This is a genomic window from Phycisphaeraceae bacterium, from assembly GCA_015709595.1.
Classification (GTDB): domain Bacteria; phylum Planctomycetota; class Phycisphaerae; order Phycisphaerales; family SM1A02; genus CAADGA01.
Genome location: CP054178.1, coordinates 2,964,531 through 2,986,855, shown reverse-complemented (window position 1 = coordinate 2,986,855; position 22,325 = coordinate 2,964,531). Strand labels below are relative to the sequence as shown.

Sequence of the window (22,325 nt, the reverse complement as noted above, 5' to 3'; positions counted from 1 at the left end):
CGATGCCCGCCATCCGTCGAGAGTTGCGTGGAACCTCCCGATGCCTGAAGCCCGGCGCCTGACGTTTTTCCCAGCGGGTGGCGGCTCAACCCTCACCCATCAATTCTTTCCCCGGATCAACTCCGTCGCCCGCTTCTTCTCCGCTTCGTCCGTCACTTCGCGCTTGGCGTGGGTGCGCGGGTCGTAGGCGATGATGGCGTGCGTGGCGGGGTCGTACACATACATCAGCCCGGTCTCCGGGTCGGCGACGTAGGGCATCGGCGCTGGCCGCGCCTGGGCCGGCTCCGGTTCGGTGAGCGGCGCCGCGTGGGTGTCGAAGACGAAGGACGCCGCCCACAGCTGGCTCGACTTCGATTCATCGCGCTGGCTGGTCCAGATCATCACCGATCCATCGCGGTTGAACGCCGGCAGACCGTCAAACCCCTCGGCGTGGGTGATGCGCCGGTTGCGCGTGCCGTACTTCGCGGGGCGCCCGTTCGTCCCCGGGTCGCCCGCGTCCGCGTCGATGATGAACACCTCGTAGTTGCGGTGACCCATCTCACTGCCGGCGTAGACGAGGAAGCGGCCGTCCGGGGTCCAGAACGGCGCCCAGTTGACGTAGGGGTTGTCCGTAAGTTGGAACTCCCTCGCCAGGCCGGTAATCTCGCCGGACGCGTTGAAGGCCAGTTCCGCCACGAAGATCTGGAGCAGGTTGTCGCCTCGACGGTCGGACCGATAGCAGAGCCGCGTTCCATCGGGTGAGAAGAATGGTCCGCCATCGTAGCCGGCGTGACCGGCGATCACCACGTCCCGCCCCGTGGTCAGGTCGCGGATGAGCAGGTCGCCGCCGCGCTGGCCCTCGGACTCCACCCGACGGCAGTACACGAGGTATCGGCCGTTGGGACTGATGACGCATTCGGCCAGGTAGGCCTCGCGGTTCTCCAGCAGGGGCTTGAGCGTCGCCGCCGTCCCGTCCGCCGAGGCGACCTCGCACTCCACGATGGTCATTTCACGGGGAAACTCCCACACGTAGCGGCTGGTGCCGCGCTGGTACCCCGAGGCCCCGGCATCGGCCGGTACGCCCAGCGTGGAGCCGAAGATCACCACGCCGGGCCTGGTCGGATGGAACCACCCGCACGTGTTCGACGACCCCGGCGGGCTGAGCCGCTTGTAGTTGGTCAGCCCCGCGATGCGGCCCGAAGCGTCGTACACCACGTCGGCGACGTACATCTGGTAGAACGCCTCCGGCTTCTGCCCTTCCGCGGGCACTTCCACGGCCTGGAAGATGATCTGCCTGTCATCCGGAGAGAAGTACGACTCTCCTGCCTTGATGAACCGATCGGGGAAGGTGAGCTGAACGTGGTTCTCCAGGATGCCGCGCTCGGCCTCGCGCCAGTCGGCGACGGCGATGTGCTCGGGCGCCGGACTGTTGCGCTCCGCCGCGTGAGCCGTCGGTTCTTTGGGGGCCTTGGGGCAGAGCAGATACGCTCCCGCCGCCAGCAGCACAAGTACGATGAGGGCGCGTCGTCGCATCGATGATTCCAGCCCGCCACGATGGCCTTCGATTTCCCGCCGCCGGATGGCGGTGAATGGTCGATCATAGCCGGTGAATGTTGAAAGTCGCGCCTGTCGCGGACCAGGCCGCGGGCCCGCTACCCTCGTTTCGTGCAGCTGGACGTTCTGTTCAAGAATGATCGGATTCTGGCCGTGAACAAGCCCCCCGGGCTGCTTTCCGTGCCGGGACTGGGACCGCAGAACCAGGATTGCATCGCCTCCCGTGCCGCGGCGCTGTTTCCCGGCGCGATGATCGTCCACCGGCTTGATTCCGAAACCAGCGGGGTGATGGTGCTGGCCCTGGACCCGGACACGCATCGGCGGCTGAGCATGCAGTTCGAGAAACGACGCACGGAGAAGGCCTATGTCGCCATCGTTCAAGGCCAGCCCGACGGAGATGAGGGTGAGATCGATCTGCCCATCCGCAAGGACATCGACAACCGCCCCATGAGCATCGTGGACCGCGTGCATGGCAAGCCCTCCGTGACGAGGTGGCGCGTCATTGAACATCTGGGCGACCGGACGCGGCTGGATCTCGTCCCCGTCACCGGCCGCACGCACCAGCTGCGTCTCCACCTGAGCGCGGTCGGGCACCCCATCCTGGGCGACTCGCTCTACGCCCCCGCCGCGGTTCGATTCCTCGCTCCGCGCCTGCTGCTGCACGCCCGCCTCCTCATGGTCACCGACCCCGGCACGCAGGAGCGGCTGACCTTCGAGTCCCCCGTGCCGTTCTGACGCACGGGTCGCCGCACCTGTTTCGCCCCTAGAATCGCGTCAAACACCTGCCAGTACTGGAATCGAGAGACCGCCCATGCCCTACTACACCAGACTCGGCCAGTTGCCGCCCAAGCGCCACATTGTCTTCCGCCGCCCGGATGGCGCGCTGTATTCCGAGGAAGTCTTCGGCACCGAGGGATTCGTCGGCCCCACGTCCACGCTCTACCACATCCACCCGCCGACCCAGGTGACCGGCTGGAAGCGCCAGTACAGCACGAAGGTCGAGTACGTGGAGCAGGAGGTGATGCGCATGCGTCATCTCAAGACGATGCCCCATCCGCCCAAGGGCGACCCCGTCACGGGCCGCGTGGTGCTGTTCGGCAACCGCGACGTGGAGATGTCCATCTGCGTGCCCGCCGAACCGATGAACTACCACTTCAAGAACGCCATGGGCGACGAATGTCTGTTCATCCACTTCGGTTCGGGCACGGTGTACACCATGTTCGGCACGCTGAAGTTCGGCCCCAAGGACTACATCATCATCCCCAAGGGCACGATCTACCGGATGGAGTTCGACCTGCCCTCTGAAAGCAGCCCGCCACCTCGATTCATCTGCTTCGAAACCGCCAACGGCTCGCACATCCTGCCTCCGCCTCGCTACATCTCGAAGAAGACCAGCCAGTTCCTCGAGCACGCGCCCTACTGCGAGCGCGACCTGCGGCTGCCCCAGCTGCCGCTCACCTACGACGAGCGAGGCGAGTTCGAGGTCCGCATCAAGGCCCGCGACCTGGTCCACTCCTACATCTACTCGTACCACCCGCTCGATGTCGTCGGCTGGGACGGCTGCTACTACCCCTACATCTTCAACATCGACGACTTCAGCCCCATCGTGGGCAAGCACCACCTGCCGCCGCCCACGCACCAGACCTTCGAGGGCGAGAACTTCGTCATCTGCTCGTTCTGCCCGCGGCTGCTGGATTTTCACCCGCAGGCGATTCCGATCCCCTACAACCACTCCAACCTCGACTCCGACGAAGTGCTCTACTACGTCGAAGGCGACTACAAGGCCCGCAAGGGCATCGAGGTCGGGTCGGTCACACTGCACCCGCAGGGCATCCCTCACGGGCCGCACCCCGGCACCATCGAGAAGTCGCTGGGCAAGACGGTCACCAACGAACTGGCGGTGATGTGCGACACCTTCCGTCCGCTCTTCCCCACCAGGGCCGCCCTGGGACTGGATGATCCCGCCTACCCGGATTCGTGGAAGGGAGAGCACTTTCCCATGAGCGTGGGGCAGCACCACCCCAACGGCGAAGCGAAGACCGCCGCGACGGCCCGCCTTGCGTCGGGGGAGACGGTGAATACCTGGACGTGAGGAGAAGGAGAGGCATCAGGCGAAGGCGCCGGGCGGCGACTTGGCTGGGTGCCCCAATCCGCGAGTCCCGCCGTGATCACACCACTCCGACACAGGTGGAGGACACATGATGGCCCGACTCCCTCTCAGTACGATTGCTCCACTCCTGGTGCTCACGGTGGCGATGAGTTTCGGCTGCGCCACGGAGCGTACCATCGCATGGCACGACGCGGACCTGGGAGCAACCGATGGACCCCCTCCCGGCCAGAACCCGCCCCCGAAGGATGACAAGGACGAAGCCGGGAAAAAGGTCAAAATCAAACTCGGCAAAGGCGAACTCGAAGCCGAATATACACTTGAAATCGCCGCGGACTTTCTCAGTCGAACCAAGGGGCTCAGCGGCCGGAAGGAAATCGCCGAGCGTGGCGGCATGATCTTCGTCTACACCAACGCCGACATCCGCAACTTCTGGATGTACGAGTGCCTGGTGGACATCGACATCCTCTACCTCGACCCCAAGGGCGTGGTGACGGCCACACACACCATGAAGGCCGAGCCGCTCCGCCAGCCGCGCGAATCGGCGGCCATGTACGAAGCCCGACTGAAGCGCTACACCAGCCGCCGCCCCGCCCAGTTCGCCATCGAGCTCAAGGCCGGCGAGATCAAGCGGCTTGAGATCAAGCCCGGCGACGTGATCGAGTTCGACCGTAAGAAACTGACCGACCTGGCCAGGCGGCTGGAGGAGGAGGACGGCCTGTGACCCGCGCCTCGCGTGCCACCGCCGTGTCGGCCGGACGAGTCCTGCCAGGCGAAGGGCAACCACGAAGTCGGGCGACGTGGCGGTGGGAGCCACAGAGAAGCGATGCAGCGCGGTTCAACTCGCCTCGGCGTCAAAGAGCGCATCCGTCTGCTTGCGCGACAAGGTCATGCCGACATGCCCGGCCCCCGCGGCCGTCGCCCGGCGACCCTGTCGCGTGCGGGCGATGAAGCCCAACTGCAGCAGGTAGGGTTCGACCACGTCCTCGAGCGTACCCGCGTCCTCGCCCATCGTGGCGGCCACGGCCTCCAGCCCCACGGGACCACCCTCGTAGGTCGTCAGGATCACGCGCAGATACTGCCGATCGAGGTGATCGAGGCCGAGGGCGTCCACTCCTTCCAGTTCAAGGGCGGCATCCACGACGGCATCCGTCAGCCGCCCCTGCGCGCGGACGAGTGAGAAGTCCCGCACCCGCCGCAGCAGGCGATTGGCGATGCGGGGCGTGCCCCGGCTGCGCCGCGCGATGGCGCCGATGGCGGCTGGCTCGACGCCGTCCATCCGCAACAGACGTGCGGAGCGGTCGAGGATGCGCGTCAGGTCCGCTTCGTCGTAGTACCGAAGGTGATGCACGATGCCGAACCGGCTGCGCAGCGGGCCGGAGAGCAGCCCCGCCCGCGTGGTCGCCCCGATCAGCGTGAATGGCTTGAGCGGCAGCGTGATGACCTTGGCGTGCATGCCGGAATCGACGGTGAAGTCGATTTTGCAATCCTCCATGGCGGGGTAGATGTACTCCTCCACGGCGGGGGGCAGCCGGTGAATCTCATCGATGAACAGAATGTCGCGCGGCTCCAGCTTCGTGAGCATGCCGACCAGGTCGCCCGCCTTGGTGAGCGCGGGGCCGGATGTGACATACGCCCGCGTACCCATCTCACGCGCGATGACATGGGCCAGCGTGGTCTTGCCCAGCCCGGGCGGGCCGTGGAGGAGGACGTGCTCGACGGCTTCGGTGCGGGCGCGGGCGGCTTCCAGGGCGATCGACAGCCGCTCGATCAGGTCGCGCTGGCCGATGTACTCAGCCAGCGTCGCGGGGCGTAGCAATGAGGTGGCCGGCTCCTCATCCTCACGCCGGGCCGCCGCGGACACGATGCGATCCTTCGCCATGACGACATGAGAGCGTGTTTGGGGCCGCTGGGCAAGGGGGAAGGTGATGGATCGTGGGAATGAACAAGCCATCAGCCATCAGCCGTCACCCCTCAGCACTCGGCATCGAGCACATGTCGCGCCGTACTTTGTGCTTCCCCGTTGCCCCAGCACCCGGCCCAGGCGACGATGTCTGTGTGCCCGAACTGCCGGACATCGAGGCGTATCTGGCCGCACTGAGCTGTCGCGTGATGGGGCGACGGCTGGAGCGCCTGTCGATCCGCGGACCGTTTCTCGTGCGCACGGTGGACCCGCCGATCGACGCGATCGAGGGTCTGCACGTGGCGACCTTGCGGCGCCTGGGGAAACGCCTCGTGCTCGGGTTCGAGCCGGACCTGTTTCTCGTGATCCACCTGATGATCGTCGGGCGCCTCCATTGGACCGATCCCATGGCTTCAGACGGTGGCGCCGGACCTGACCGACGCCCCGGAACCGTCCGCGGGGCGAAGAGCGATCTGGCGCGCTGGATGTTCGACTCCGGCGTGCTCACGCTGACGGAAGCGGGAACCACGCATCGTGCCTCCCTGCACCTGGTTCGGGGCGAGCCGTCGCTGGCCGCGCTCGACCCAGGCGGCATTGAACCGCTGGCGTGCTCGCGCGATGACTTCGCCGCCGCACTGCGGCGCGAGAGCCGCACAATCAAACGGGCGCTGACCGATCCGCACACGTTCAGCGGCATCGGCAACGCGTACTCAGACGAGATTCTGCACCACGCACGGCTGTCGCCGCTCACGCTCACGCGAACGTTGTCGGATACGGACGTTGACCGGCTCCGTCAGGCCGTGGTCCACGTGCTGACGACCTGGACGAGCCGTCTGATCGCGGAGGCGGCGGATCGCTTCCCCGAGCGTGTGACCGCCTTCCGCCCCGAATTCGCGGTGCATGGCAAGTTCGGCCAGCCCTGTCCCACATGCGGCGAAGCCGTGCAGCGCATCGTGCGCGCTGAGAACGAGATCAATTACTGTCCCGGCTGCCAGACGGACGGGCGGATTCTGAAGGACCGCTCCCTCTCCCGCCTGCTGCGCGATGCGTGGCCCAGGACGACGGATGATCTCGATTGAAGGATCATCGCTGGTGACATCGTTCAGCCGCTCATCGGATCAGGACGCGGCGAGGGTCGCGGCGGCGGATTGGCCCGGCGCTTGCGACGACGCAGGGCCGGTTCAATCCACAGATACAGACCGCTGAACACCAGGTACAGCAGACAGAACGCGATGGCGGGCATGACCCACCCATGAACCCACGAACCGTAGAACGAACCGTCGTGCAACTGCTCGATCAGGTCGGAGCGGCGGTACTCCACCTGCAGCACCTGGGCAGTACGGAGATCGACCTGAATCTCCCACCGATTGTTAAGCGGAACGACCTTCAGGATGCCCTTCTTCGGGCGCACGTCGAGGCGATCCACGTCCTTCCACGACTGAATGCCTGCTTCAGGCACGACACGGATCGACTCGAGAATGGCGTCAAAGTCGGCGGTCAGTTCATAGGTCGCGGACCCCTTCTGTTCAGGCGGCTGAATCCACGGCACCTGCTTCTTGATGAGCAGCAGGAAGCCGGTGACGCCGATGTTCAGGAACACGACCGCGGCGATGATGCCCACCCATTTGTGCGTCGTCCAGAAGAACTTGAAGCCGGATGCGGCCATGATCTCTCCCTGAATCGTGCGCGGGATGTCGGGCGAATCATCGGCCGATCCGGCACGTATGGTCTATATTCACCCTCACCACGCAAAGGTTTCGCTCCGATGAGCCGGACTCCGACGCCAGACGCACGCTCAAGCAATGACGCAGCGCTGTCGTTGCGCGAACTGCGCTTCCGCTACCTAGGCGGGGAGTCGGCGGCATGGGTCGTCGATGTGCCTCGGCTGGATCTGGCGGCGGGCGAACAGATGCTCCTGAGGGGCGGCTCGGGGACGGGCAAGAGTACGCTCCTCAATCTGGTGGCGGGACTGATGACGCCCTCGTCCGGTACGGTGCGGGTCAAAGGCACGGACATTCACGCCCTGCGCGGCGCGGCGAGAGACCGCTTCCGGGGACGCACCATCGGCATGATCTTCCAGACCTTCAACCTGCTGCAGGGCTTCACGGCGGCGGAGAACGTGATGGCGGCGCTGATGTTCTCGGATCGGCCGCGCGGACAGCACCGCGATCTGGCCCGCGCGCTGCTGACGCATCTGGGCATCACGACGCCTGATCGAGAAGTGTCACGCCTGAGCGTCGGACAGCAGCAGCGCGTCGCGGTGGCTCGCGCGGTCGCCTGCGATCCAGCCCTCGTGCTGGCCGATGAGCCAACCGCCTCGCTCGACCCGGAGAACGCGGGCACGGCGATCGAACTGATTCAATCCATCTGCCGCGAGAAGAACGCCGCGCTGCTGTGCGTCAGCCACGATCCCACGATCGCTGAGCGATTTGAACGAGTCGAGCGATTGGAGGAGTTGCGCAGCGAGGCGGCGGCGTAGGGGCGCTCGGCTGTCGATCGTTGGTTTCGGTGATCGGAACTCAGCACCTTGCACTCATTACCCAGTCCTCAGTCCTCCATCCTCTGTTCCCATGGCCATCACCAACCTCACCATCATCCGACGATCACTGGCCGCGAGGATGTTCTCGACGGTGACGACCATCCTCACTGTGGCGGTGGCGGTCGGGCTGATGCTCATCCTGCTGTCGATGCGTGAGTCGGGCCAGAAGGCGTTCGAGCGCGGCACCGGCAACATGCACCTGCTGGTCACCAAGGAGCGGGATCGGCTCGTCTCCGTGCTTCACGCGATTTTTTACACCGCCGCGCCGGGGCAGTACATGGAATGGCGCGAGTACCAGTCAATCCTCGATCGCTACGCGGGGGCGGGTCGAGGGCCGGGCGCGCTGGAGTACGCCATTCCCGTACAGCAGGGCGACACGTATCGCGGATTCCCGGTCACCGCGACGACGAGCGAATTCTTCACACGCTTCAGCATCGACCAGGACTACTCCGCGGATGATCCCGCCCAGGCGGATCGCCGACCGTGGCGTTTCGCCGAGGGCCGGCCGTTCCAGGGAGAATTCGAGGTCGTGCTGGGGTCGCAGGTCGCCCGCCGCACCAACCTGCGGATCGGCGACATCATCCACATGACGCACGGGGCCAGCACCTTTGCGGGCGACACGCCGGGGGCTCACGTGCATGACGAGTACGACTGGCGCGTGGTCGGCATCCTCGAACCCACCGGCAGCGCGCACGATCGGGCCATCTTCTCCAACATCGTCAGTTCGTGGATCGTTCACGCCCATGACCGGCTCAAGCGTGAGCGCACCGGGGCCTTCACCATCACCGAGCAGGACCTGGTGGATGACGATCGCAAGATCACGTCCGTCCTGCTGCGCGCCCGGGTGCGCCCGGGGCGGCAGATGTCCACGCTGATCGGCCCCATCGCCTTCGAGCTCAACAGGGAATTCACCGTCGCCGAGCCCCGCACCGAGGTGACCAACCTGTTCCGCATCGTGGGCAACATCGGAGACATCCTGCTGGGCATGGCGGTGGTGGTGATGGTGTCCAGCGGCATCGCCATCCTGCTGGCGCTCTACAACTCGATGGAGCAGCGCCGCCGCCAGATCGCGGTGCTGCGCGTCCTGGGCTGCTCGCAGCGGCGGATGTTCTTCCTGGTGGTCAGCGAATCCGCCGCCATCGGGCTGGGCGGGGCGCTGGCGGGGCTGGCCCTGTGTGTCCCCGCTTCTCAGGTCGTCTCGGAAGTGATGATGCGGCGGCTGGGCGTGGTGGTCGAGCCCTCGCTGGACTGGCCCTACGTGGCGCCGGTGCTGGCGGGAACCGTGCTGCTGGCCTGCGTGGCGGGCATCGTGCCGGCCTCGGTGGCCTACCGCACCAGTGTGGCGCGGAATCTTCGCCCGGCGGCGTAGAATCGCGGAACGATTCGACCGGTAGAATCGGGCGTTCGGGGCGCGCCGCGCGATGGTCCGCGCGGGCCGCCGGGCCGATTGATGACGAGGTGCAACGATGCGCGTGATGCTCGCCGCGTGTGGAATGGTGACGGCCCTGGGCGGCGTGCTGCTGGCCAGTACGATCAATCCGGTCCGGCAGGACGCCCCACCGACCGCGCCACCCGTCACCCCGCCGACGCCGACGGCCCCCCCGTCCGCGACGCCCGACGACCGCTTCGCCCGCACGCTCCCTCCCGGCCAGGCGCTCATCGACCTCGTCAACTCGCTCAAGCCCTCCATCGTCACGCTCACGGTGTCGGACGAGGACGGCATCGACGTGGCCTCGTCCACGGCGTTTCTGCTCACCGAGTCGCTGCTCATCACCAACCACGGCGCGCTGGTGGAAGGCGTCAAGGCGCGCGTCACGCTTGCCACGGGGCAGACGATCCCCGTCGAGCAGGTGGTCGGCGAGATGAAGGAGGTCAATCTCACCCTCATCGCCATCAAGCGTCCGGAACACGTCAAGCCGGAGTCGCTCAAGCCCCTGCCGCTGGCCACCCGGGCCGCGGGAGAAGGCGACGAGTTCATCGTCATCAGCGCTTCGGTCGATCGGGATCACGCCGTGGCCCGGGGCAAGGCGACGAAACGAGAGCACGCTCCCGACCTGGGCGACGTGGTTCGTGCCGAGGTCAACTTCCTGCCGGGCTCCACCGCCGCGCCGGTCCTCAACGGCAAGGGTGAAGTGATCGGCGCGGCCGGGTTCGCCAAGGTGGGCGAGAAGACTGAGCGATTCATCGTGCCCGCCGACCGACTGCTCGCCCTGCGCGTCAGCGCCGAGGGCGGCAAGCCGGTCACGCTGGCCGAGTACCGGGATCAGTTCGGAGGCAGCGCGGGCCGCAGCCGCCAGCCGGAGGAGCCCATCAAGCTCGAGGCCACCATCGTCAAGCGCGAGGACGGCTCGCTGCTCATCGACGATCAGTACGTCGTCCGAGGCGAGGGCACGGAAGCGAACCCCTACAAGATCACGTGGGATCTGCTCTACTCCGCCGCCCGCGTCTATCGCCCGCGCGAGGGCAAGGACAAGCTTCCTGAACGCATCACGTTCCTGCATGACAAGTGGGTGGAGATGCCGGGCTACGTGGCCTTCCCGCTGATGACCAACACCAGCCGCGAGATTCTGCTGATGCTCAATCAGTGGGACGGCTGCTGCATCGGCGTGCCCCCTACTCCGTATGACGCCATCGAGGTGACGCTGGTCGATGAAGTCACCGTCGAGGGCGGGCTCAACATCTTCAACTACGGCACCGTGCGCGGAAAGCTGAAGGTGGACCCCTACGTCGTCAACAAGTGGCTCGTGGGGCTGTACCTGATGGAGGACGCCAAGTTGGCGTTGGATGACAAATAGTCCGCGTAAGGCGTTCACCATCGAATCGCCAGATTCCGCCTTCAACCGCGACGACCATTGGCCAGACGCGCCTCGCGGCGTCGATTCTCCTCGTGGTTGCGGTCCAGCGAGCGGCCGAAGGATCGCAGCCACTCCGGCTGACGAAACGCGGTGTTGCTCGTTGAGCGCGCGGCGCGAAGTCGGCTGAGCACGTCGAAGCGGCGGTCGGCTTCTCTCGCCGAACGGCTCGCTCGCGGCGCCGTCTCCGGTCCAAGGTTGGCGAAGCGCCCGGCGAACTGGGGCTCCCTTGACTGAGAGGACATCTCGTCAATGCCTCGCTGGTTCAGAGCGAGGGCGGCGGGGTCCGCGTCCACCCAGCCGGTCACGACATCATTCCGAAACATCACCGTTCGAGAGGCATAGTTCCAACGTGTTCCGTCCTGCTCAATGGTCCGCGGTTCACCAAGCAATGCTCGCACGGACTCGCGCGTCATGCCGGCGGTCAGCGAAGGAGCGGGCGTAGTCGAGGTCTCGGCCTCCGCCGACGCCAGACGCTTCGGGGCCGCTCTCCGCAGATCGCCCCGATGGCAGGAGCGGCAGTCCGCTGAAACGTGCCCGGCGTGCGTTTCCGCGTCGGTCAGACCGAGCGCGGCGGCGGCAGAGAGTTCTGTTGGCCGCCATGCGATCGCCCGATCGTCAGCAACGTGATGGGTGCTGGCGGAATGCGATTCCGCGCGGGTGTTCGGCGTCATGCAGTACACCGTTCCACCGAGAATCGTCGTGAGCGATGCATAAAGCAATGTGCTGCGCATGGGGCTGTTCCTGTCTTGGGTTGGCGTGGACACATGCCGTCACTCAACCGGATACACCGCCGATGCGCGGAAGCAATGAATCAAGGCCGATCCTCCCCTCGTCGGCGCCATCCCCGCCGGTCACGACATCCGTGCGGAACGGGAAAACCAGGTCGACTCTCCGGCGAACTGTGCGGAGTAGGCCTGGATGGCCGATAAAGAAGGCGGTTCCCCCAGCGTCAACGCACGGAGTGTTCTTATGCACGGCGTCACGTGGTTCATCCCTGCGGTGTGTTTCCTGATGCTGCTGCTGTTTGGTTGCGCCCAGGAATCGAAAACGTCATTTGAGATCGGCGCGGGTGGCAAGGCCGTCGTCGAAGCGCCCCCCGGCACCTACCGCATCCGCATCGCCAATCATGGGCCGGGCGAGGTGCAGGTCGCCGCCAAGGACCGACGACTGCTTGTCCAGTCCCAGGCGACGCTGGAGCCGAACACGCTTCGTCCGTTTCCCGTCTTTCCGCAGGGCATGGGGCGATACGAGCTGCTCAATCTCTCCGGATCACCCGCCAGAATCCGCGTCCATCTCGAGGGGCGCGAGCCGCTCCCGGCCAGGGTGGATGTGGCAGGCCCCGATCCGGTGGCGGCTGGGCAGGTCGAATGACTTCATCCGGCGCACCCGCCGGGGCGCGCTGACCGGCGTTGCGTTCCGGGCGATGCCTTCCTACGCTGCGCCTATGGCGATTCTCGTTCTGGAGCACTCCGATCTCACCGGCTCGGGCCGTCTGGGTGAGATGCTGCGCGATTACGGCCACCGGCTCACCGTGGTGAAACTCCACCAAGGCCACGACTTGCCGCCGGACCTGGATGACGTGGATGGTGTCGTCACCTGCGGCGGACCGCAGCATGCCTATGACGACTCACTTCCGTGGCTGGCGGACGAGATGACGTTGCTGCGCCAGGCGCGGGAACGCGACATTCCCATCGTCGCCATCTGTCTGGGAAGCCAGATTCTCGCCCGAGCCCTGGGAGGTGAAGTAACCCGCATGGAGCGCCTTGAACTGGGCTGGCTGCCGGTCACCCTGACCGGGGCGGGAACGAATGACATCGTTCATGCGGGCGTCGGCTGGACGACGGTCCAGCTCCACTGGCATCGCGATTTCGTTTCCAAGCTGCCGCCCGGCGCCACGCTGCTGGCCAGGAGCGCCGCCTGCCCCGTGCAGGCCTGGTCACACGGACTCCGCACATACGCCTTCCAATACCACCCCGAGGTCGATGCGGACGACCTGGAACGCTGGATGGCGGACTCGCCCAGCGATCTGACCGAGGCGGGCATCGATGCGCAGACGCTCCGTCGACAGACCGCCGAGCATCTGCCCGACATGGCCCGGGTTGCGTCGCGCCTGTTTGAGGCGATCGCCCTGCTGGTGATGCCGCTGGATCGGCGCTACGCGGGGATCACGAAGGACCTGCATCACTGAGCCGGCAGATCATCCGTTGTGCGCACGCGCATCACGGGATACCGACTTCCCACCATCAGGCGGTCGCCGAAGAAATCCCACGCCGCCAGGCCGTCTTCTGATTGCGGCTCCAGCAGGTACACGATCAGGTTGCCAAGCGGCTGCGCGGTGCGCACGATCGTGCTGCCCTGGGGCAACGTCGCCTTTTCGCGCGAGGCCCGTACGTCGAGTGACCGGATGGTCCGACCCTGAAACGGCTGCTGGGCGCTGGCGATGGATGTCACCTCGTAGGCCTCAACCACCGCATCGCCCGCGAATGACTCGACCGTGACGCCGTGCTGTCGCAGTTTCTCCACGATGTCATCGTGACCGGGAGGTATCAGGTACGCCAACGGCCGCGACACGCTGAGCGTCGGCTCGAACCGACCCAGGTGGACGACGGGATAGTCCTTCGGCGTGGTCGTTGGACGCAGCCGGACCCCCCGGCGGCCCTCGCCCTGCGGGGGGGGTGGAGGATTCTCATATTCCCACCCCTTGGCGATGACCAGCCCCGGCGCCGCAGCGAAGCGGTGACGGATACCCACCACGTCGCTTGGCTGGGGATCCGACCCGCGGACGATCGTCGTCTCGCGCGCCTGTTGATGCAGCTCCAGCACCTTCTCGCGGTGCTCGGCGGAATAGGTCATCAGTTCGCGCACGAACTCGCGCGTGCAGATCACGCGATCCCTGTACGGTGCGTAGGAGTACGCCTCGGACAGCACCTGCATCTGCCCGCGCAAACCCTGATACGGCCCGCCGTAGCGCGGTTGAGCAGAGTACGTCACCCACGCGGTATGGTCGCGGTTGAAGTCGCCGTAGAAGAACGTGTCGTACCCCGTGCGGGCCAGCAGACGTTTCGTCACCTCAGGCAGCATCGCGTCACGAACGAACTCGATCGACGGCAAAAAGCCGGAGGGGTTGGTCGGCGCGTCATAGGTGAGCGTGTAGCGGTGATACGAGCCGTTGGTGGTGTGGCAATCGACGGTGACGTGCGGATCCCACTCGGTGAAGAACCGCACCAGCGCCCGGGCCTCGGGGCTCTCCAGCTTCACGTAGTCGCGGTTGAGATCAAACCCCTGCGCGTTGGGTCGCACGCCGACTTCCTCCGGCCCGTCCTGCCCGGGCCGGTTCCGGGCCACGGGGCCGAAACGATCGTTGCCATCGGCGTTGTAGATCGGCGCCAGAACGACGACGAGATCCTTCAGCAGCGGATGCCCCTCGGACGTCGCCAGTTCGCGGGCGAGCATGAGGAGCGCCTCCTTGCCCTCCACCTCGCCGGCGTGGATGTTGGCGAAGGCGAAGAAGATGACTTTGCCGGAGGCCCGGGCTTCCACCGCGGACGACACCGGCGGGTCGGCGATGATGAGCAGGGGAATCTCGCGATCCTCGCTGGTGCGGCCCAGTTGCGCACGCACCGCGAGAGGCGATGCCGACGCCAATCGATCCATCAGGTCAACCACCTGCGCGTGCGCAGCGGTGCGGGTGTACTCGGACGACTCGGCGACGGTGAGGAACTCGTCGCCACGCCCGGGCAACGCATCGGACGGTTGAAGCAGACCGAACACCAGGGGCAATGCGACAAGGCCGGGGGCGAACATGAATCAACTCCCAGGGAGACCAGAAGCGCCTCGTAGGATACACGCGACGCGCCGACCGGTTCCGCACGGATCACGTGAGAACCCGCACCAATCTCAGCAAACCGCGACCGTGAGGAAGCGGTATGGTCTGCGCGCGAGCCGCGCATTCGCCTTCGCCGTTGCATCAGGCCGATGCGCGGTGCGATGACTGGCTCCGCCTGCTCCCCAGCAGCTCACGCAGACTCGCCAGCGAACCGAACCCGTTCCATGCGGCGAAGATGACCAGCAGAATCGCTGGCACGCCGCTGTAGAGGCCGCGCGGGTTGGTCCATTCCCAGATCGCCACCACGACGAACAGCACCGCGGTGATCAACCCGACGATCGCGTACAGCCAGTCCCCCGCCGTCAGGCGCATGAACGCCAGCACCGCGGCGAGGGCGCATCCGATCGCTCCACCCTTGAGCGTCCACTCCAGCATGGCGACCATGGGAATCCACTGAGGCGGCGTGTCGGTCGTGTATTGGTGCACCCACGACGACCCGAACCCGAAGTACGCAAACACCCCCGCGCTCACCAGCATGAAGAACATGTCGGCCCGAAGGTCGGATGATCGGTTGTCGACCATGAATGCCCCCTGGTAAGCGGAGAGAAGTCCGGCGACTGTCAGTTGATGGGTCATACGGACCGGACCCGCTCGACACCATTCTTTCACCAGTCCTCGGACCTTACTTCACCTCGCTCAACCGCACCGCGGCGCGTTCACGGGCGGAGAGGATCGCCGCGTGCAGCACGCGCTGAGTCTGGTAGGCGTCATCGAAGTCCGGCATCGGCACCACCGGCTTCTTATCCGAGATCAGGCGGATGATGTCCGCCGCCATGGACGTGAAGCAGTGTTCGTAGCCGATCAGGTGCGCGGGGGGCCAGTATGCCTCGGCATAGGGGTGGGCGCCGCCGGTGGTGCACATGATGCGGCTCCATCCGCGCACCCGCGGCTCCAGCGTGTTGTCCCACCATTCCAGTTCGTTCATGCGCTCGAAGTCGAACCGGATCGACCCCTTCTCCCCGTTCACCTCGATGGTGTTGCGGTTCTGGTTGCCGGTGGCCAGGCGCGTGGCTTCGAACGACCCCACCGCGCCGTTCTTGAATCGCGTGAGAAACAGCACCGCGTCGTCCACGTCCGATCGGCCCTTCCTTGCCTTCGATTTTGCCGCGCCCTTGCCGGAGATCTCGCCGCCCGCGGATTCAACGATGTCGCGCTGCCTGATGAATGTCTCCTCGATGGCCCCGACCACTTCGATAATCTCGTCGCCGGTGATGAAGCGGGCCAGGTCGATGATGTGCGCGTTCAGGTCGCCGTGCGCCCCGGAGCCGGCCAGTTTGGACTGGAACCGCCAGAGGAGTGGCGTGTCGGGTCCGCCCCAATCCTGCAGGTAGCAGGCCCGGACGTGGAAGATCCGACCCAGGCGACCTTCCGCCACCAGCTGATGCGCCAACGCGGTCGCCGGACATCGCCGGTAGTTGAACCACACGAAGGTCTGCTGTCCGTGGCGACGGCAGCGCAGCGCCATGTCGCGCATGGCCCGCGCATCATCCAACGTGCCAGCCAGCGGCTTCTCACAGCAGACGTGCTTGCCGGCCTCGAGCGCGGCGTAGGCCTGCTCCCGATGCACGTGATTGGGCGTGCCGATGTCAATCAGGTGAATGTCCTTGTCCCGCAGCAGGGCGTGGAAGTCCGTCGTCCAGTTCGACCACCCCCACCTGCGCGCGAAGGCCTCGGTGTCGGCGCCGTTGCGGGCGCAGACCGTGTGCAGAACCGCCTGGCGAGGCAGATCAAAGAACCGATTCACCGCCCCCCACGCATTCGAATGGGCGCGACCCATGAACTTCGAGCCGATCAGAGCGATGTTCAACGCTCGGGACATTGGAGCACTCCTCGAGCGGCACAGTGTAAAGCAGAGTGCCGATGAGCGAAAGTCGGCCAGCCGGTCAGACCGCGAGCAACCGTGAATCTCTCGTCATCTGCCCGCTCGATTACCCCCCGCCGGACCCGCCGGATAGCATGATCCACCTTCAACGCATCAACCAGATTCAGCCGGAGAGACCTGTCATGCTCACCCGTCGTCGATTCGTCGCCTGGTCACTGGCCGCCGGCTCTGCGGCGGCATTGCCCCGGTTCGTCCGCGGCGGAACATGGACGGCTCAGCCCGCCCCCCAGGGACTGGATGTGAAGCAGGTCCGTGAGGGCATGCATGCCATCCTGGGGGGCGGGGGCAACTCGCTGGTCATCAGGACCGGCGAAGGCGGCATCCTCATCGACACCAAGCTCCCGCAGGTCGTGACGAACCTTCATGCCCACGTGAAGGAACTGCTGGGCGAGCCGCCCGCCATCGTCATCAACACCCACCACCACGGCGATCACGTGGGCGGCAACTACGCCTTCCATGAACAGGCGTCGATCGTGGGTCACGCCAACATCAGGCCCCGGCTTCAGGACACCATTGACGGCTGGATCAGGAACACCCTTCGCCAGATGGCCTCGCAGGCCAGGCAGAACGGCGATGAAGCCGCCGCCGAACGTCTCGTGAAGCAGGCCGAGGAACTCTCCCTCGACCATTTCGCCGCGGACGAATCGTACGAGAAAGAGCACCTCGTCGAGCGAGGCAGGCACCGGCTGACCATGCGTCACATCACCCCCGGCCACACCGACAACGACTCCATCATCCACTTCCCCGAGCACAACATGGTCCACATGGGCGACCTGCTCTTTCATCGGGTGCATCCTTTCATGGATGTGGGTGCGGGATCGAACTCACGCGGCTGGCGCGACTGCCTGCGCGCCGCCATCCGACTCTGCGATGAGAAGACCATCGTCGTTCCCGGCCACGGGGAAATCACCGACCTCGCCGGCATCCAGAGCCAGATTCACTATTTCGAGCGGCTGGAGGAAACCGCCCGCCAGGCCATCAAGGACGGCGTATCGCGCGAAGACGTGCGGAACATCGCCATCGACGAGTTCGCCTCGTACGGAGGCGGGCGGCTCGGAGCCAACCTGCAGGCCGTGTACGATGAGGTCAAGGCCGCGGGATGAGCGCCACGCCGATACGCACCAGTCGTACGGCAAGCGATATTCCCGTTGTATCACACCCAACCATATCGCCATTTCATACGGAGAGATCATCATGAAGAAGAGCATGATCGTCGCAGGTCTCCTGACACTGGGTCTGACGGCGGGCATGGCGGCGATCTCATCGCAGGATCCCCCCGCTCAACCCCCACCAGGCATGGAGGACATGCCCGATCTCCCCCCGCCGCAGAAGGAGCACGAGTGGCTCCAGAAGATGGTCGGCGAATGGACCTCAGAGAGCGAGATGCTCACCGGCCCCGACCAGCCGCCCATGAAGGCCACCGGCACCGACAGCGTGCGTTCACTCGGAGGACGCTGGATCATCTGCGACATCAGCACCGATACCCCGATGGGAACCATCAAGGCGGTGATGACGCTTGGCTACAGCCCGGAGAAGGGCAAGTACATCGGCACTTGGGTGGACTCCATCACCGACATCCTGTGGGTCTACGAAGGCACGATGGACCCCACCGGCACGATCCTCACCCTCGAAGCCGAAGGCCCCAACATGATGGACCCCGGCAAGACCGCCAAGTACCGCGACGTCATCGAGATGAAGAACAACGACCTGCGAACGCTGACTTCCTACGCTCAAGGCGATGACGGCCAGTGGATCAAGTTCGGCACCGGCACGCTGAAGCGGAAGAAGTAAGCCGGACAGGGCCTCAACGCTCCGCGAGAGGCGTCGCGTCCACCAATGGACCGGGATGAAGCGGATGGCCTCCAATCGCGCTCGCCGCGCGTGGAGGCCGCTTTCATTCCGCGCGCCCAGCGTCTGTTCGTGCAGGCATCACCGCGCGGTTCCATCCACACTCGGGACATCCCGGCCGCTCGGGGGCGTCGAACGAATCGGCGACTCGATGGCCTCGAAGGTCATACCTGCACTCAGGACACAACCCGCGTCTGAAGCGGTGGCTGCGACGTGCAACGACGACGAGTCGAACGAAGCCCCACCACGCCAGCCCGTAGAACAGCGTGTTGAATGCGATGCCCCACACGATCGGCCGATACGGCAGCGCGACGAACTCGTTCCCCCGTGCGCTGAGATTCCCGTGAACCAGCCCGGCGCCCTCCAGACGCGGGTTGAGAACCATGTTTCCCTGCACGTCGCAGGTGACGGTCATCCATGCGGCGGGCAGCGGAAAACCGAAAGCGACATCTCCACCCATGACCTCATCCGGGGGCAGCGGCGACCGACCGAACGTGCCCCACATTGGAACGGACTCCAACGCCTCGACAGGCCGACCGGAAGGCATTAAACCACCCGACGCGCGCCGCTGTTCCCGCTCCTCGTTCGCCTCGGCCACGACCTGCTCTGGCGGCGTCGTGCGGGGAATCTCGTCATGCAGGTCGTACCACCAGACATCGTGCATCCCAAACTGACGCTCCTGAACGATGTTCCACGGGCGATCCCAAATGACGAACGAACCCTGCTCGTTCCGCTCAATGGTTCTCACAGCGCGCAGGGCGGCGAACGTCCAGGTGACGACGATGGTGGTGATCACGCCGAGAAGCAGAAACGCCGCACAACGTCCGATCAACTGTTTGAGCATGTTGCAACCCGCTTCAATCCCCACCAACGCTGCCATCCTACCGCGCCGTCTCTCGCGCGTGACCAGAACCCCCGCGACCACGCCCCAGCGCGTAGCGGATGACCGACCACAGCCCCGCGAAACGGAACGAGGGGTCGATGTACTTCTCGATCACGTAGAACGCGAAGTAGTAGGCCCGCGCGAAGGCCCAGATGGCGATCCCCAGGCACAGGGCAATGTCCCATCGGGGCAGCGCGGCCAGCACGTACACGCCTGCCGCAACGCCCACCACGACGAACAGGGCGCCTTTGAGCCAGAGGAGCCAGGGTTGGGTGATGTCGCTCATGACTCGCCTTTCCGAACCGATGTGACACGTGCCGGGATTGCCGGACAGGACGGCGTGCTTCCCCGTCATCGGTCCGTTCGTGAGTACGCGAAGCCGGAATCGCCAGTTGCCGATCAGGCAGGCCGTCTGCCCTTCATCGCCAGCAGGAACATGGTGCAACGGCTCGCGAACGATGGTGAAAGGGCGTCCCCCGATCGTCCGGTTGAACCAAGCGTCTATCCTTCGAGCAACCCCTGCGAACGGAGTCAACATGCCTCAGACGGTGGTGGTCATCCCCGGCGATGGAATCGGTCCCGAAGTCACCGAGGCGGTGCAGCGCGTGCTCAAGGCCGCGGGAACGCCCATCGAGTGGGTCGAACGCCGCGCCGGCGTGGCGGCCATTGAGGCGGGCGAGAAGGATGTCCTGCCCGCATCCACTACGGACGCGATCCTGAAGCACGGCGTGGCGCTCAAGGGCCCCTGCACCACGCCCGTGGGCGGCGGATTCTCATCCGTCAACGTGGCCCTTCGCAAGCAGCTCAACCTGTACGCGGCGGTGCGGCCCGTGCGATCGATGGATGGGGTGCCCACGCGCTTCTCCGGCGTCGATCTGGTCGTCATTCGGGAGAACACCGAGGGGCTGTATTCCGGCATCGAGAACGTGATCACGCCGGGCGTCGTTACGTCGCTGAAGGTCGCCACCGAGGAGGCCTGCCGCCGCATCGCCCGCTTCGCGATTCACTATGCGGTCACGCGCGGACGGAAGAAGATCACCGTCTTCCACAAGGCCAACATCATGAAGCTGTCGGATGGGCTGTTCATCCGCTGCGCCCGCGAGGAGCACGCACGATCCGGCGCCTCCATCGCCTACGAGGAGGTCATCATCGACGCGGGCTGCATGCGGCTCGTGCAGGAACCGTCGCGCTTCGACGTCATCCTGTGCGAGAACCTGTACGGCGACGTGTTGTCCGATCTCTGCGCCGGGCTGGTGGGCGGTCTGGGCGTGACGCCGGGGGCGAACTACGGCGATCGGCAGGCGGTCTTCGAGGCCGTGCATGGCTCGGCGCCCGACATCGCAGGCAAGGGCGTGGCCAACCCGCTGGCCCTGCTCATGAGCGCGGTGATGATGCTCAACCACGTTGGCGAGACGCGCGGGCTGCCCGAGTTCACCGCCATCGCCGCCCGCATCAGGCAGGCGTACAACGCCGCGCTGGTGGCGGGCGAGAAGACCCGCGACCTGGGCGGCGTGCTCGATACGCGCGGATTCGCCGATGCGGTCATCCGGCGGCTGTGACCCGGCGGCATGTTCTCCGCAGATTCCCTCTCCCGAGTCAGGACCGCGGTACACTCCTTCCGTGCGCGAAGACCTCGACCAGATTCTGATCACGCGTGACGCCATCGCGGCGCGGGTGCGGGAACTGGGCGCGCAGATCACCGCCGACCTGCGGACGGCGTCGAACGCCGGCGGGCTGGTCATCGTGCCAGTGCTCAAGGGCAGCATCATTTTCGTCGCCGACCTGATCCGGGAACTGCCCCTGCGCGTGCGGATGTCGCTCATCACGGTCAGCAGCTACCCCGGTCGCAGCACTACCACGCGCGGTCCGGTGATCCGCGGCGAGGTGTCGCGCGTGCTGGATGGGCGGCACGTGCTGATCGTGGATGATATTCTCGACTCCGGCAGGACCATCCGGCTGCTGCGGGATGAGATCGCCGCCCGTTCGCCGCTCTCGATTCGAACGTGCGTGCTGCTTCGCAAGCAGATCCCTTCGGCGCTGGAGACGCCCTGCGAGTACGTGGGATTCGACATTCCCGATGTGTTCGTGGTGGGGTATGGGCTGGATTACGACGATTACTACAGGAATCTGCCCGAGATCGGAACGCTCAAGCGCGAGGCGATGGGATGACGAACCGGCACGACCAGCGAGACAGGGTCGGCGACGATTCCGGCCACCTCGGCGCCGTGACGCCGGGCGATCCGCGTCAATCGCCGCGGGTGGCGAACGCCGGCGTAAACGGCGGCGAGGCGGTGTTCGGTCGTCCCGCCGAGGCCGCCGTCGCCGATCTGGTCAGCGGCGACGAGATCATTCTGCTGCTCCTGCGTCCCAGCATCCTGTTCGTGCCGCTCTCCTCGCTGGGCGCGGTGGCGGGCATCCTGATCGTGATGATGCTGGGGGCCTACCTGACCAAGATCACGTGGATTCCCTGGGCCGACGCACACGCCTTCACGCTTGGCGCCCTGGCCATCGTGCTGCGGCTGGTGTGGCAGACCTTCGAGTGGTGGAACCGCCTGTACGTACTGACGGATCGGCGGCTGATCCGGCGCATGGGCGTGATCCGCGTGGCCATATTCGAGGCGCCGCTGTCGAGCATCCAGCACACCAGCGTGTTCATCAGCATGCGCGAGCGGGTGTGCGGGCTGGGCAGCATCGGGTTCGCCACCGCGGGCAGCGACACCTACGACGCCTTCTGGTCGATGATCGCCAGGCCCTACCAGGCGCACAAGGTGGTCGTGGAGGCGATCCGGCGCTACGGGCGAAACCACGGGCGCGGCGGCGTATGAACGCGACAAGCGACGCGAGTCGCGACCGTCAGGGAGCGGAGGACGCCCCGACCGCTTCCGGACG

General features: G+C 65.8%; 23 protein-coding genes. 14 read left to right on the top strand and 9 right to left on the bottom strand.

What is annotated here, in order from left to right; all coding sequences use genetic code 11:
- Positions 1 to 99 precede the first annotated feature (99 nt).
- A complete protein-coding gene (locus tag HRU76_12650; protein QOJ18385.1) occupies positions 100 to 1,512 on the bottom strand; it encodes a PD40 domain-containing protein in 1,413 nt (470 codons plus the stop codon).
- A 132-nt stretch (positions 1,513 to 1,644) separates the two neighbouring features.
- Between HRU76_12650 and HRU76_12645 the strand changes: the two genes are divergently transcribed.
- From HRU76_12645 to HRU76_12635, 3 genes are all read left to right on the top strand, one after another.
- On the top strand, positions 1,645 to 2,268 hold the full coding sequence (locus HRU76_12645; protein QOJ18384.1) for an RluA family pseudouridine synthase: 624 nt from the start codon (positions 1,645 to 1,647) through the stop codon (positions 2,266 to 2,268).
- 76 nt (positions 2,269 to 2,344) lie between these two features.
- Positions 2,345 to 3,625, top strand: coding sequence for a homogentisate 1,2-dioxygenase (locus HRU76_12640; GenBank protein ID QOJ18383.1), 1,281 nt, complete (start codon positions 2,345 to 2,347; stop codon positions 3,623 to 3,625).
- A 106-nt stretch (positions 3,626 to 3,731) separates the two neighbouring features.
- A complete protein-coding gene (locus HRU76_12635) occupies positions 3,732 to 4,364 on the top strand; it encodes a DUF192 domain-containing protein (GenBank protein ID QOJ18382.1) in 633 nt (210 codons plus the stop codon).
- 114 nt (positions 4,365 to 4,478) lie between these two features.
- Here HRU76_12635 and ruvB read toward each other — a convergent pair whose 3' ends face one another.
- On the bottom strand, positions 4,479 to 5,522 hold the full coding sequence (gene ruvB, locus HRU76_12630) for a Holliday junction branch migration DNA helicase RuvB (GenBank protein ID QOJ18381.1): 1,044 nt from the start codon (positions 5,520 to 5,522) through the stop codon (positions 4,479 to 4,481).
- Between the two features lie 176 nt (positions 5,523 to 5,698).
- On the opposite strand from ruvB, the gene HRU76_12625 reads away from it, so the two are divergent.
- The gene (locus HRU76_12625) at positions 5,699 to 6,622 is read left to right on the top strand and encodes a formamidopyrimidine-DNA glycosylase (GenBank protein ID QOJ19187.1); all 924 of its coding nucleotides are present in this window, start codon (positions 5,699 to 5,701) and stop codon (positions 6,620 to 6,622) included.
- 23 nt (positions 6,623 to 6,645) lie between these two features.
- On the opposite strand, the gene HRU76_12620 is transcribed toward HRU76_12625, so the two are convergent.
- Positions 6,646 to 7,209 carry a PepSY domain-containing protein gene (locus tag HRU76_12620; GenBank protein QOJ18380.1) on the bottom strand — a complete coding sequence of 188 codons (564 nt, stop codon included), beginning with the start codon at positions 7,207 to 7,209 and terminating at the stop codon, positions 6,646 to 6,648.
- 99 nt (positions 7,210 to 7,308) lie between these two features.
- Between HRU76_12620 and HRU76_12615 the strand changes: the two genes are divergently transcribed.
- From HRU76_12615 to HRU76_12605, 3 genes are all read left to right on the top strand, one after another.
- On the top strand, positions 7,309 to 8,022 hold the full coding sequence (locus HRU76_12615) for an ABC transporter ATP-binding protein (GenBank protein ID QOJ18379.1): 714 nt from the start codon (positions 7,309 to 7,311) through the stop codon (positions 8,020 to 8,022).
- A 91-nt stretch (positions 8,023 to 8,113) separates the two neighbouring features.
- Positions 8,114 to 9,451, top strand: a complete 1,338-nt coding sequence (locus tag HRU76_12610; GenBank protein QOJ18378.1) for an FtsX-like permease family protein — start codon at positions 8,114 to 8,116, stop codon at positions 9,449 to 9,451.
- Between the two features lie 106 nt (positions 9,452 to 9,557).
- Positions 9,558 to 10,877, top strand: coding sequence for a trypsin-like peptidase domain-containing protein (locus tag HRU76_12605; GenBank protein ID QOJ18377.1), 1,320 nt, complete (start codon positions 9,558 to 9,560; stop codon positions 10,875 to 10,877).
- A gap of 41 nt (positions 10,878 to 10,918) precedes the next feature.
- Here HRU76_12605 and HRU76_12600 read toward each other — a convergent pair whose 3' ends face one another.
- Positions 10,919 to 11,668 (bottom strand): hypothetical protein, encoded by a 750-nt coding sequence (locus tag HRU76_12600; GenBank protein QOJ18376.1) that lies wholly within the window; start codon positions 11,666 to 11,668, stop codon positions 10,919 to 10,921.
- A gap of 187 nt (positions 11,669 to 11,855) precedes the next feature.
- Between HRU76_12600 and HRU76_12595 the strand changes: the two genes are divergently transcribed.
- Entirely contained in the window at positions 11,856 to 12,308 is a 453-nt protein-coding gene (locus HRU76_12595) for a hypothetical protein (GenBank protein QOJ18375.1), read from the top strand.
- Positions 12,309 to 12,381: 73 nt separating this feature from the next.
- Positions 12,382 to 13,125, top strand: a complete 744-nt coding sequence (locus HRU76_12590) for a type 1 glutamine amidotransferase (protein QOJ18374.1) — start codon at positions 12,382 to 12,384, stop codon at positions 13,123 to 13,125.
- Here HRU76_12590 and HRU76_12585 read toward each other — a convergent pair.
- The 3 genes from HRU76_12585 to HRU76_12575 all read right to left on the bottom strand — a co-directional run bounded on the left by HRU76_12585 (position 13,119) and on the right by HRU76_12575 (position 16,642).
- Positions 13,119 to 14,741 carry a M14 family metallopeptidase gene (locus HRU76_12585; protein QOJ18373.1) on the bottom strand — a complete coding sequence of 541 codons (1,623 nt, stop codon included), beginning with the start codon at positions 14,739 to 14,741 and terminating at the stop codon, positions 13,119 to 13,121. The genes HRU76_12590 and HRU76_12585 overlap by 7 nt on opposite strands.
- Positions 14,742 to 14,904: 163 nt before the next feature.
- Positions 14,905 to 15,345 (bottom strand): hypothetical protein, encoded by a 441-nt coding sequence (locus HRU76_12580; GenBank protein QOJ18372.1) that lies wholly within the window; start codon positions 15,343 to 15,345, stop codon positions 14,905 to 14,907.
- Positions 15,346 to 15,445: 100 nt separating this feature from the next.
- Positions 15,446 to 16,642 (bottom strand): Gfo/Idh/MocA family oxidoreductase, encoded by a 1,197-nt coding sequence (locus tag HRU76_12575; protein ID QOJ18371.1) that lies wholly within the window; start codon positions 16,640 to 16,642, stop codon positions 15,446 to 15,448.
- A 41-nt stretch (positions 16,643 to 16,683) separates the two neighbouring features.
- On the opposite strand from HRU76_12575, the gene HRU76_12570 reads away from it, so the two are divergent.
- Positions 16,684 to 17,808, top strand: a complete 1,125-nt coding sequence (locus HRU76_12570; GenBank protein QOJ18370.1) for an MBL fold metallo-hydrolase — start codon at positions 16,684 to 16,686, stop codon at positions 17,806 to 17,808.
- Between the two features lie 193 nt (positions 17,809 to 18,001).
- Positions 18,002 to 18,496, top strand: coding sequence for a DUF1579 domain-containing protein (locus HRU76_12565; GenBank protein QOJ19186.1), 495 nt, complete (start codon positions 18,002 to 18,004; stop codon positions 18,494 to 18,496).
- 103 nt (positions 18,497 to 18,599) lie between these two features.
- On the opposite strand, the gene HRU76_12560 is transcribed toward HRU76_12565, so the two are convergent.
- Positions 18,600 to 19,397 carry a hypothetical protein gene (locus HRU76_12560; GenBank protein ID QOJ18369.1) on the bottom strand — a complete coding sequence of 266 codons (798 nt, stop codon included), beginning with the start codon at positions 19,395 to 19,397 and terminating at the stop codon, positions 18,600 to 18,602.
- 37 nt (positions 19,398 to 19,434) lie between these two features.
- Positions 19,435 to 19,722, bottom strand: coding sequence for a hypothetical protein (locus HRU76_12555; GenBank protein ID QOJ18368.1), 288 nt, complete (start codon positions 19,720 to 19,722; stop codon positions 19,435 to 19,437).
- A gap of 250 nt (positions 19,723 to 19,972) precedes the next feature.
- On the opposite strand from HRU76_12555, the gene HRU76_12550 reads away from it, so the two are divergent.
- From HRU76_12550 to HRU76_12540, 3 genes are all read left to right on the top strand, one after another.
- The gene (locus HRU76_12550; protein QOJ18367.1) at positions 19,973 to 20,995 is read left to right on the top strand and encodes an NAD-dependent isocitrate dehydrogenase; all 1,023 of its coding nucleotides are present in this window, start codon (positions 19,973 to 19,975) and stop codon (positions 20,993 to 20,995) included.
- A gap of 61 nt (positions 20,996 to 21,056) precedes the next feature.
- Positions 21,057 to 21,605 (top strand): hypoxanthine phosphoribosyltransferase, encoded by a 549-nt coding sequence (gene hpt / locus HRU76_12545; protein QOJ18366.1) that lies wholly within the window; start codon positions 21,057 to 21,059, stop codon positions 21,603 to 21,605.
- Complete coding sequence (locus HRU76_12540) at positions 21,602 to 22,261, top strand: PH domain-containing protein (protein QOJ18365.1); 660 nt, start codon at positions 21,602 to 21,604, stop codon at positions 22,259 to 22,261. Before hpt ends, HRU76_12540 begins: the two co-directional genes overlap by 4 nt.
- Positions 22,262 to 22,325 lie beyond the last annotated feature (64 nt).

Bases quoted from the DNA above. Each gene is read 5' to 3' on its own strand.
- HRU76_12540 (QOJ18365.1), top strand. From the start codon at position 21,602: ATGACGAACCGGCACGACCAGCGAGACAGGGTCGGCGACGATTCCGGC.
- HRU76_12595 (QOJ18375.1), top strand. From the start codon at position 11,856: ATGGCCGATAAAGAAGGCGGTTCCCCCAGCGTCAACGCACGGAGTGTT.
- HRU76_12650 (QOJ18385.1), bottom strand. From the start codon at position 1,512: ATGCGACGACGCGCCCTCATCGTACTTGTGCTGCTGGCGGCGGGAGCG.
- HRU76_12605 (QOJ18377.1), top strand. From the start codon at position 9,558: ATGCTCGCCGCGTGTGGAATGGTGACGGCCCTGGGCGGCGTGCTGCTG.
- HRU76_12590 (QOJ18374.1), top strand. From the start codon at position 12,382: ATGGCGATTCTCGTTCTGGAGCACTCCGATCTCACCGGCTCGGGCCGT.
- HRU76_12585 (QOJ18373.1), bottom strand. From the start codon at position 14,741: ATGTTCGCCCCCGGCCTTGTCGCATTGCCCCTGGTGTTCGGTCTGCTT.
- HRU76_12610 (QOJ18378.1), top strand. From the start codon at position 8,114: ATGGCCATCACCAACCTCACCATCATCCGACGATCACTGGCCGCGAGG.
- HRU76_12555 (QOJ18368.1), bottom strand. From the start codon at position 19,722: ATGAGCGACATCACCCAACCCTGGCTCCTCTGGCTCAAAGGCGCCCTG.
- HRU76_12635 (QOJ18382.1), top strand. From the start codon at position 3,732: ATGATGGCCCGACTCCCTCTCAGTACGATTGCTCCACTCCTGGTGCTC.
- HRU76_12550 (QOJ18367.1), top strand. From the start codon at position 19,973: ATGCCTCAGACGGTGGTGGTCATCCCCGGCGATGGAATCGGTCCCGAA.
- HRU76_12575 (QOJ18371.1), bottom strand. From the start codon at position 16,642: ATGTCCCGAGCGTTGAACATCGCTCTGATCGGCTCGAAGTTCATGGGT.
- HRU76_12600 (QOJ18376.1), bottom strand. From the start codon at position 11,668: ATGCGCAGCACATTGCTTTATGCATCGCTCACGACGATTCTCGGTGGA.
- HRU76_12570 (QOJ18370.1), top strand. From the start codon at position 16,684: ATGAGCGAAAGTCGGCCAGCCGGTCAGACCGCGAGCAACCGTGAATCT.
- HRU76_12560 (QOJ18369.1), bottom strand. From the start codon at position 19,397: ATGCTCAAACAGTTGATCGGACGTTGTGCGGCGTTTCTGCTTCTCGGC.
- HRU76_12565 (QOJ19186.1), top strand. From the start codon at position 18,002: ATGGAGGACATGCCCGATCTCCCCCCGCCGCAGAAGGAGCACGAGTGG.
- ruvB (QOJ18381.1), bottom strand. From the start codon at position 5,522: ATGGCGAAGGATCGCATCGTGTCCGCGGCGGCCCGGCGTGAGGATGAG.
- HRU76_12615 (QOJ18379.1), top strand. From the start codon at position 7,309: ATGAGCCGGACTCCGACGCCAGACGCACGCTCAAGCAATGACGCAGCG.
- HRU76_12620 (QOJ18380.1), bottom strand. From the start codon at position 7,209: ATGGCCGCATCCGGCTTCAAGTTCTTCTGGACGACGCACAAATGGGTG.
- HRU76_12640 (QOJ18383.1), top strand. From the start codon at position 2,345: ATGCCCTACTACACCAGACTCGGCCAGTTGCCGCCCAAGCGCCACATT.
- HRU76_12580 (QOJ18372.1), bottom strand. From the start codon at position 15,345: ATGGTCGACAACCGATCATCCGACCTTCGGGCCGACATGTTCTTCATG.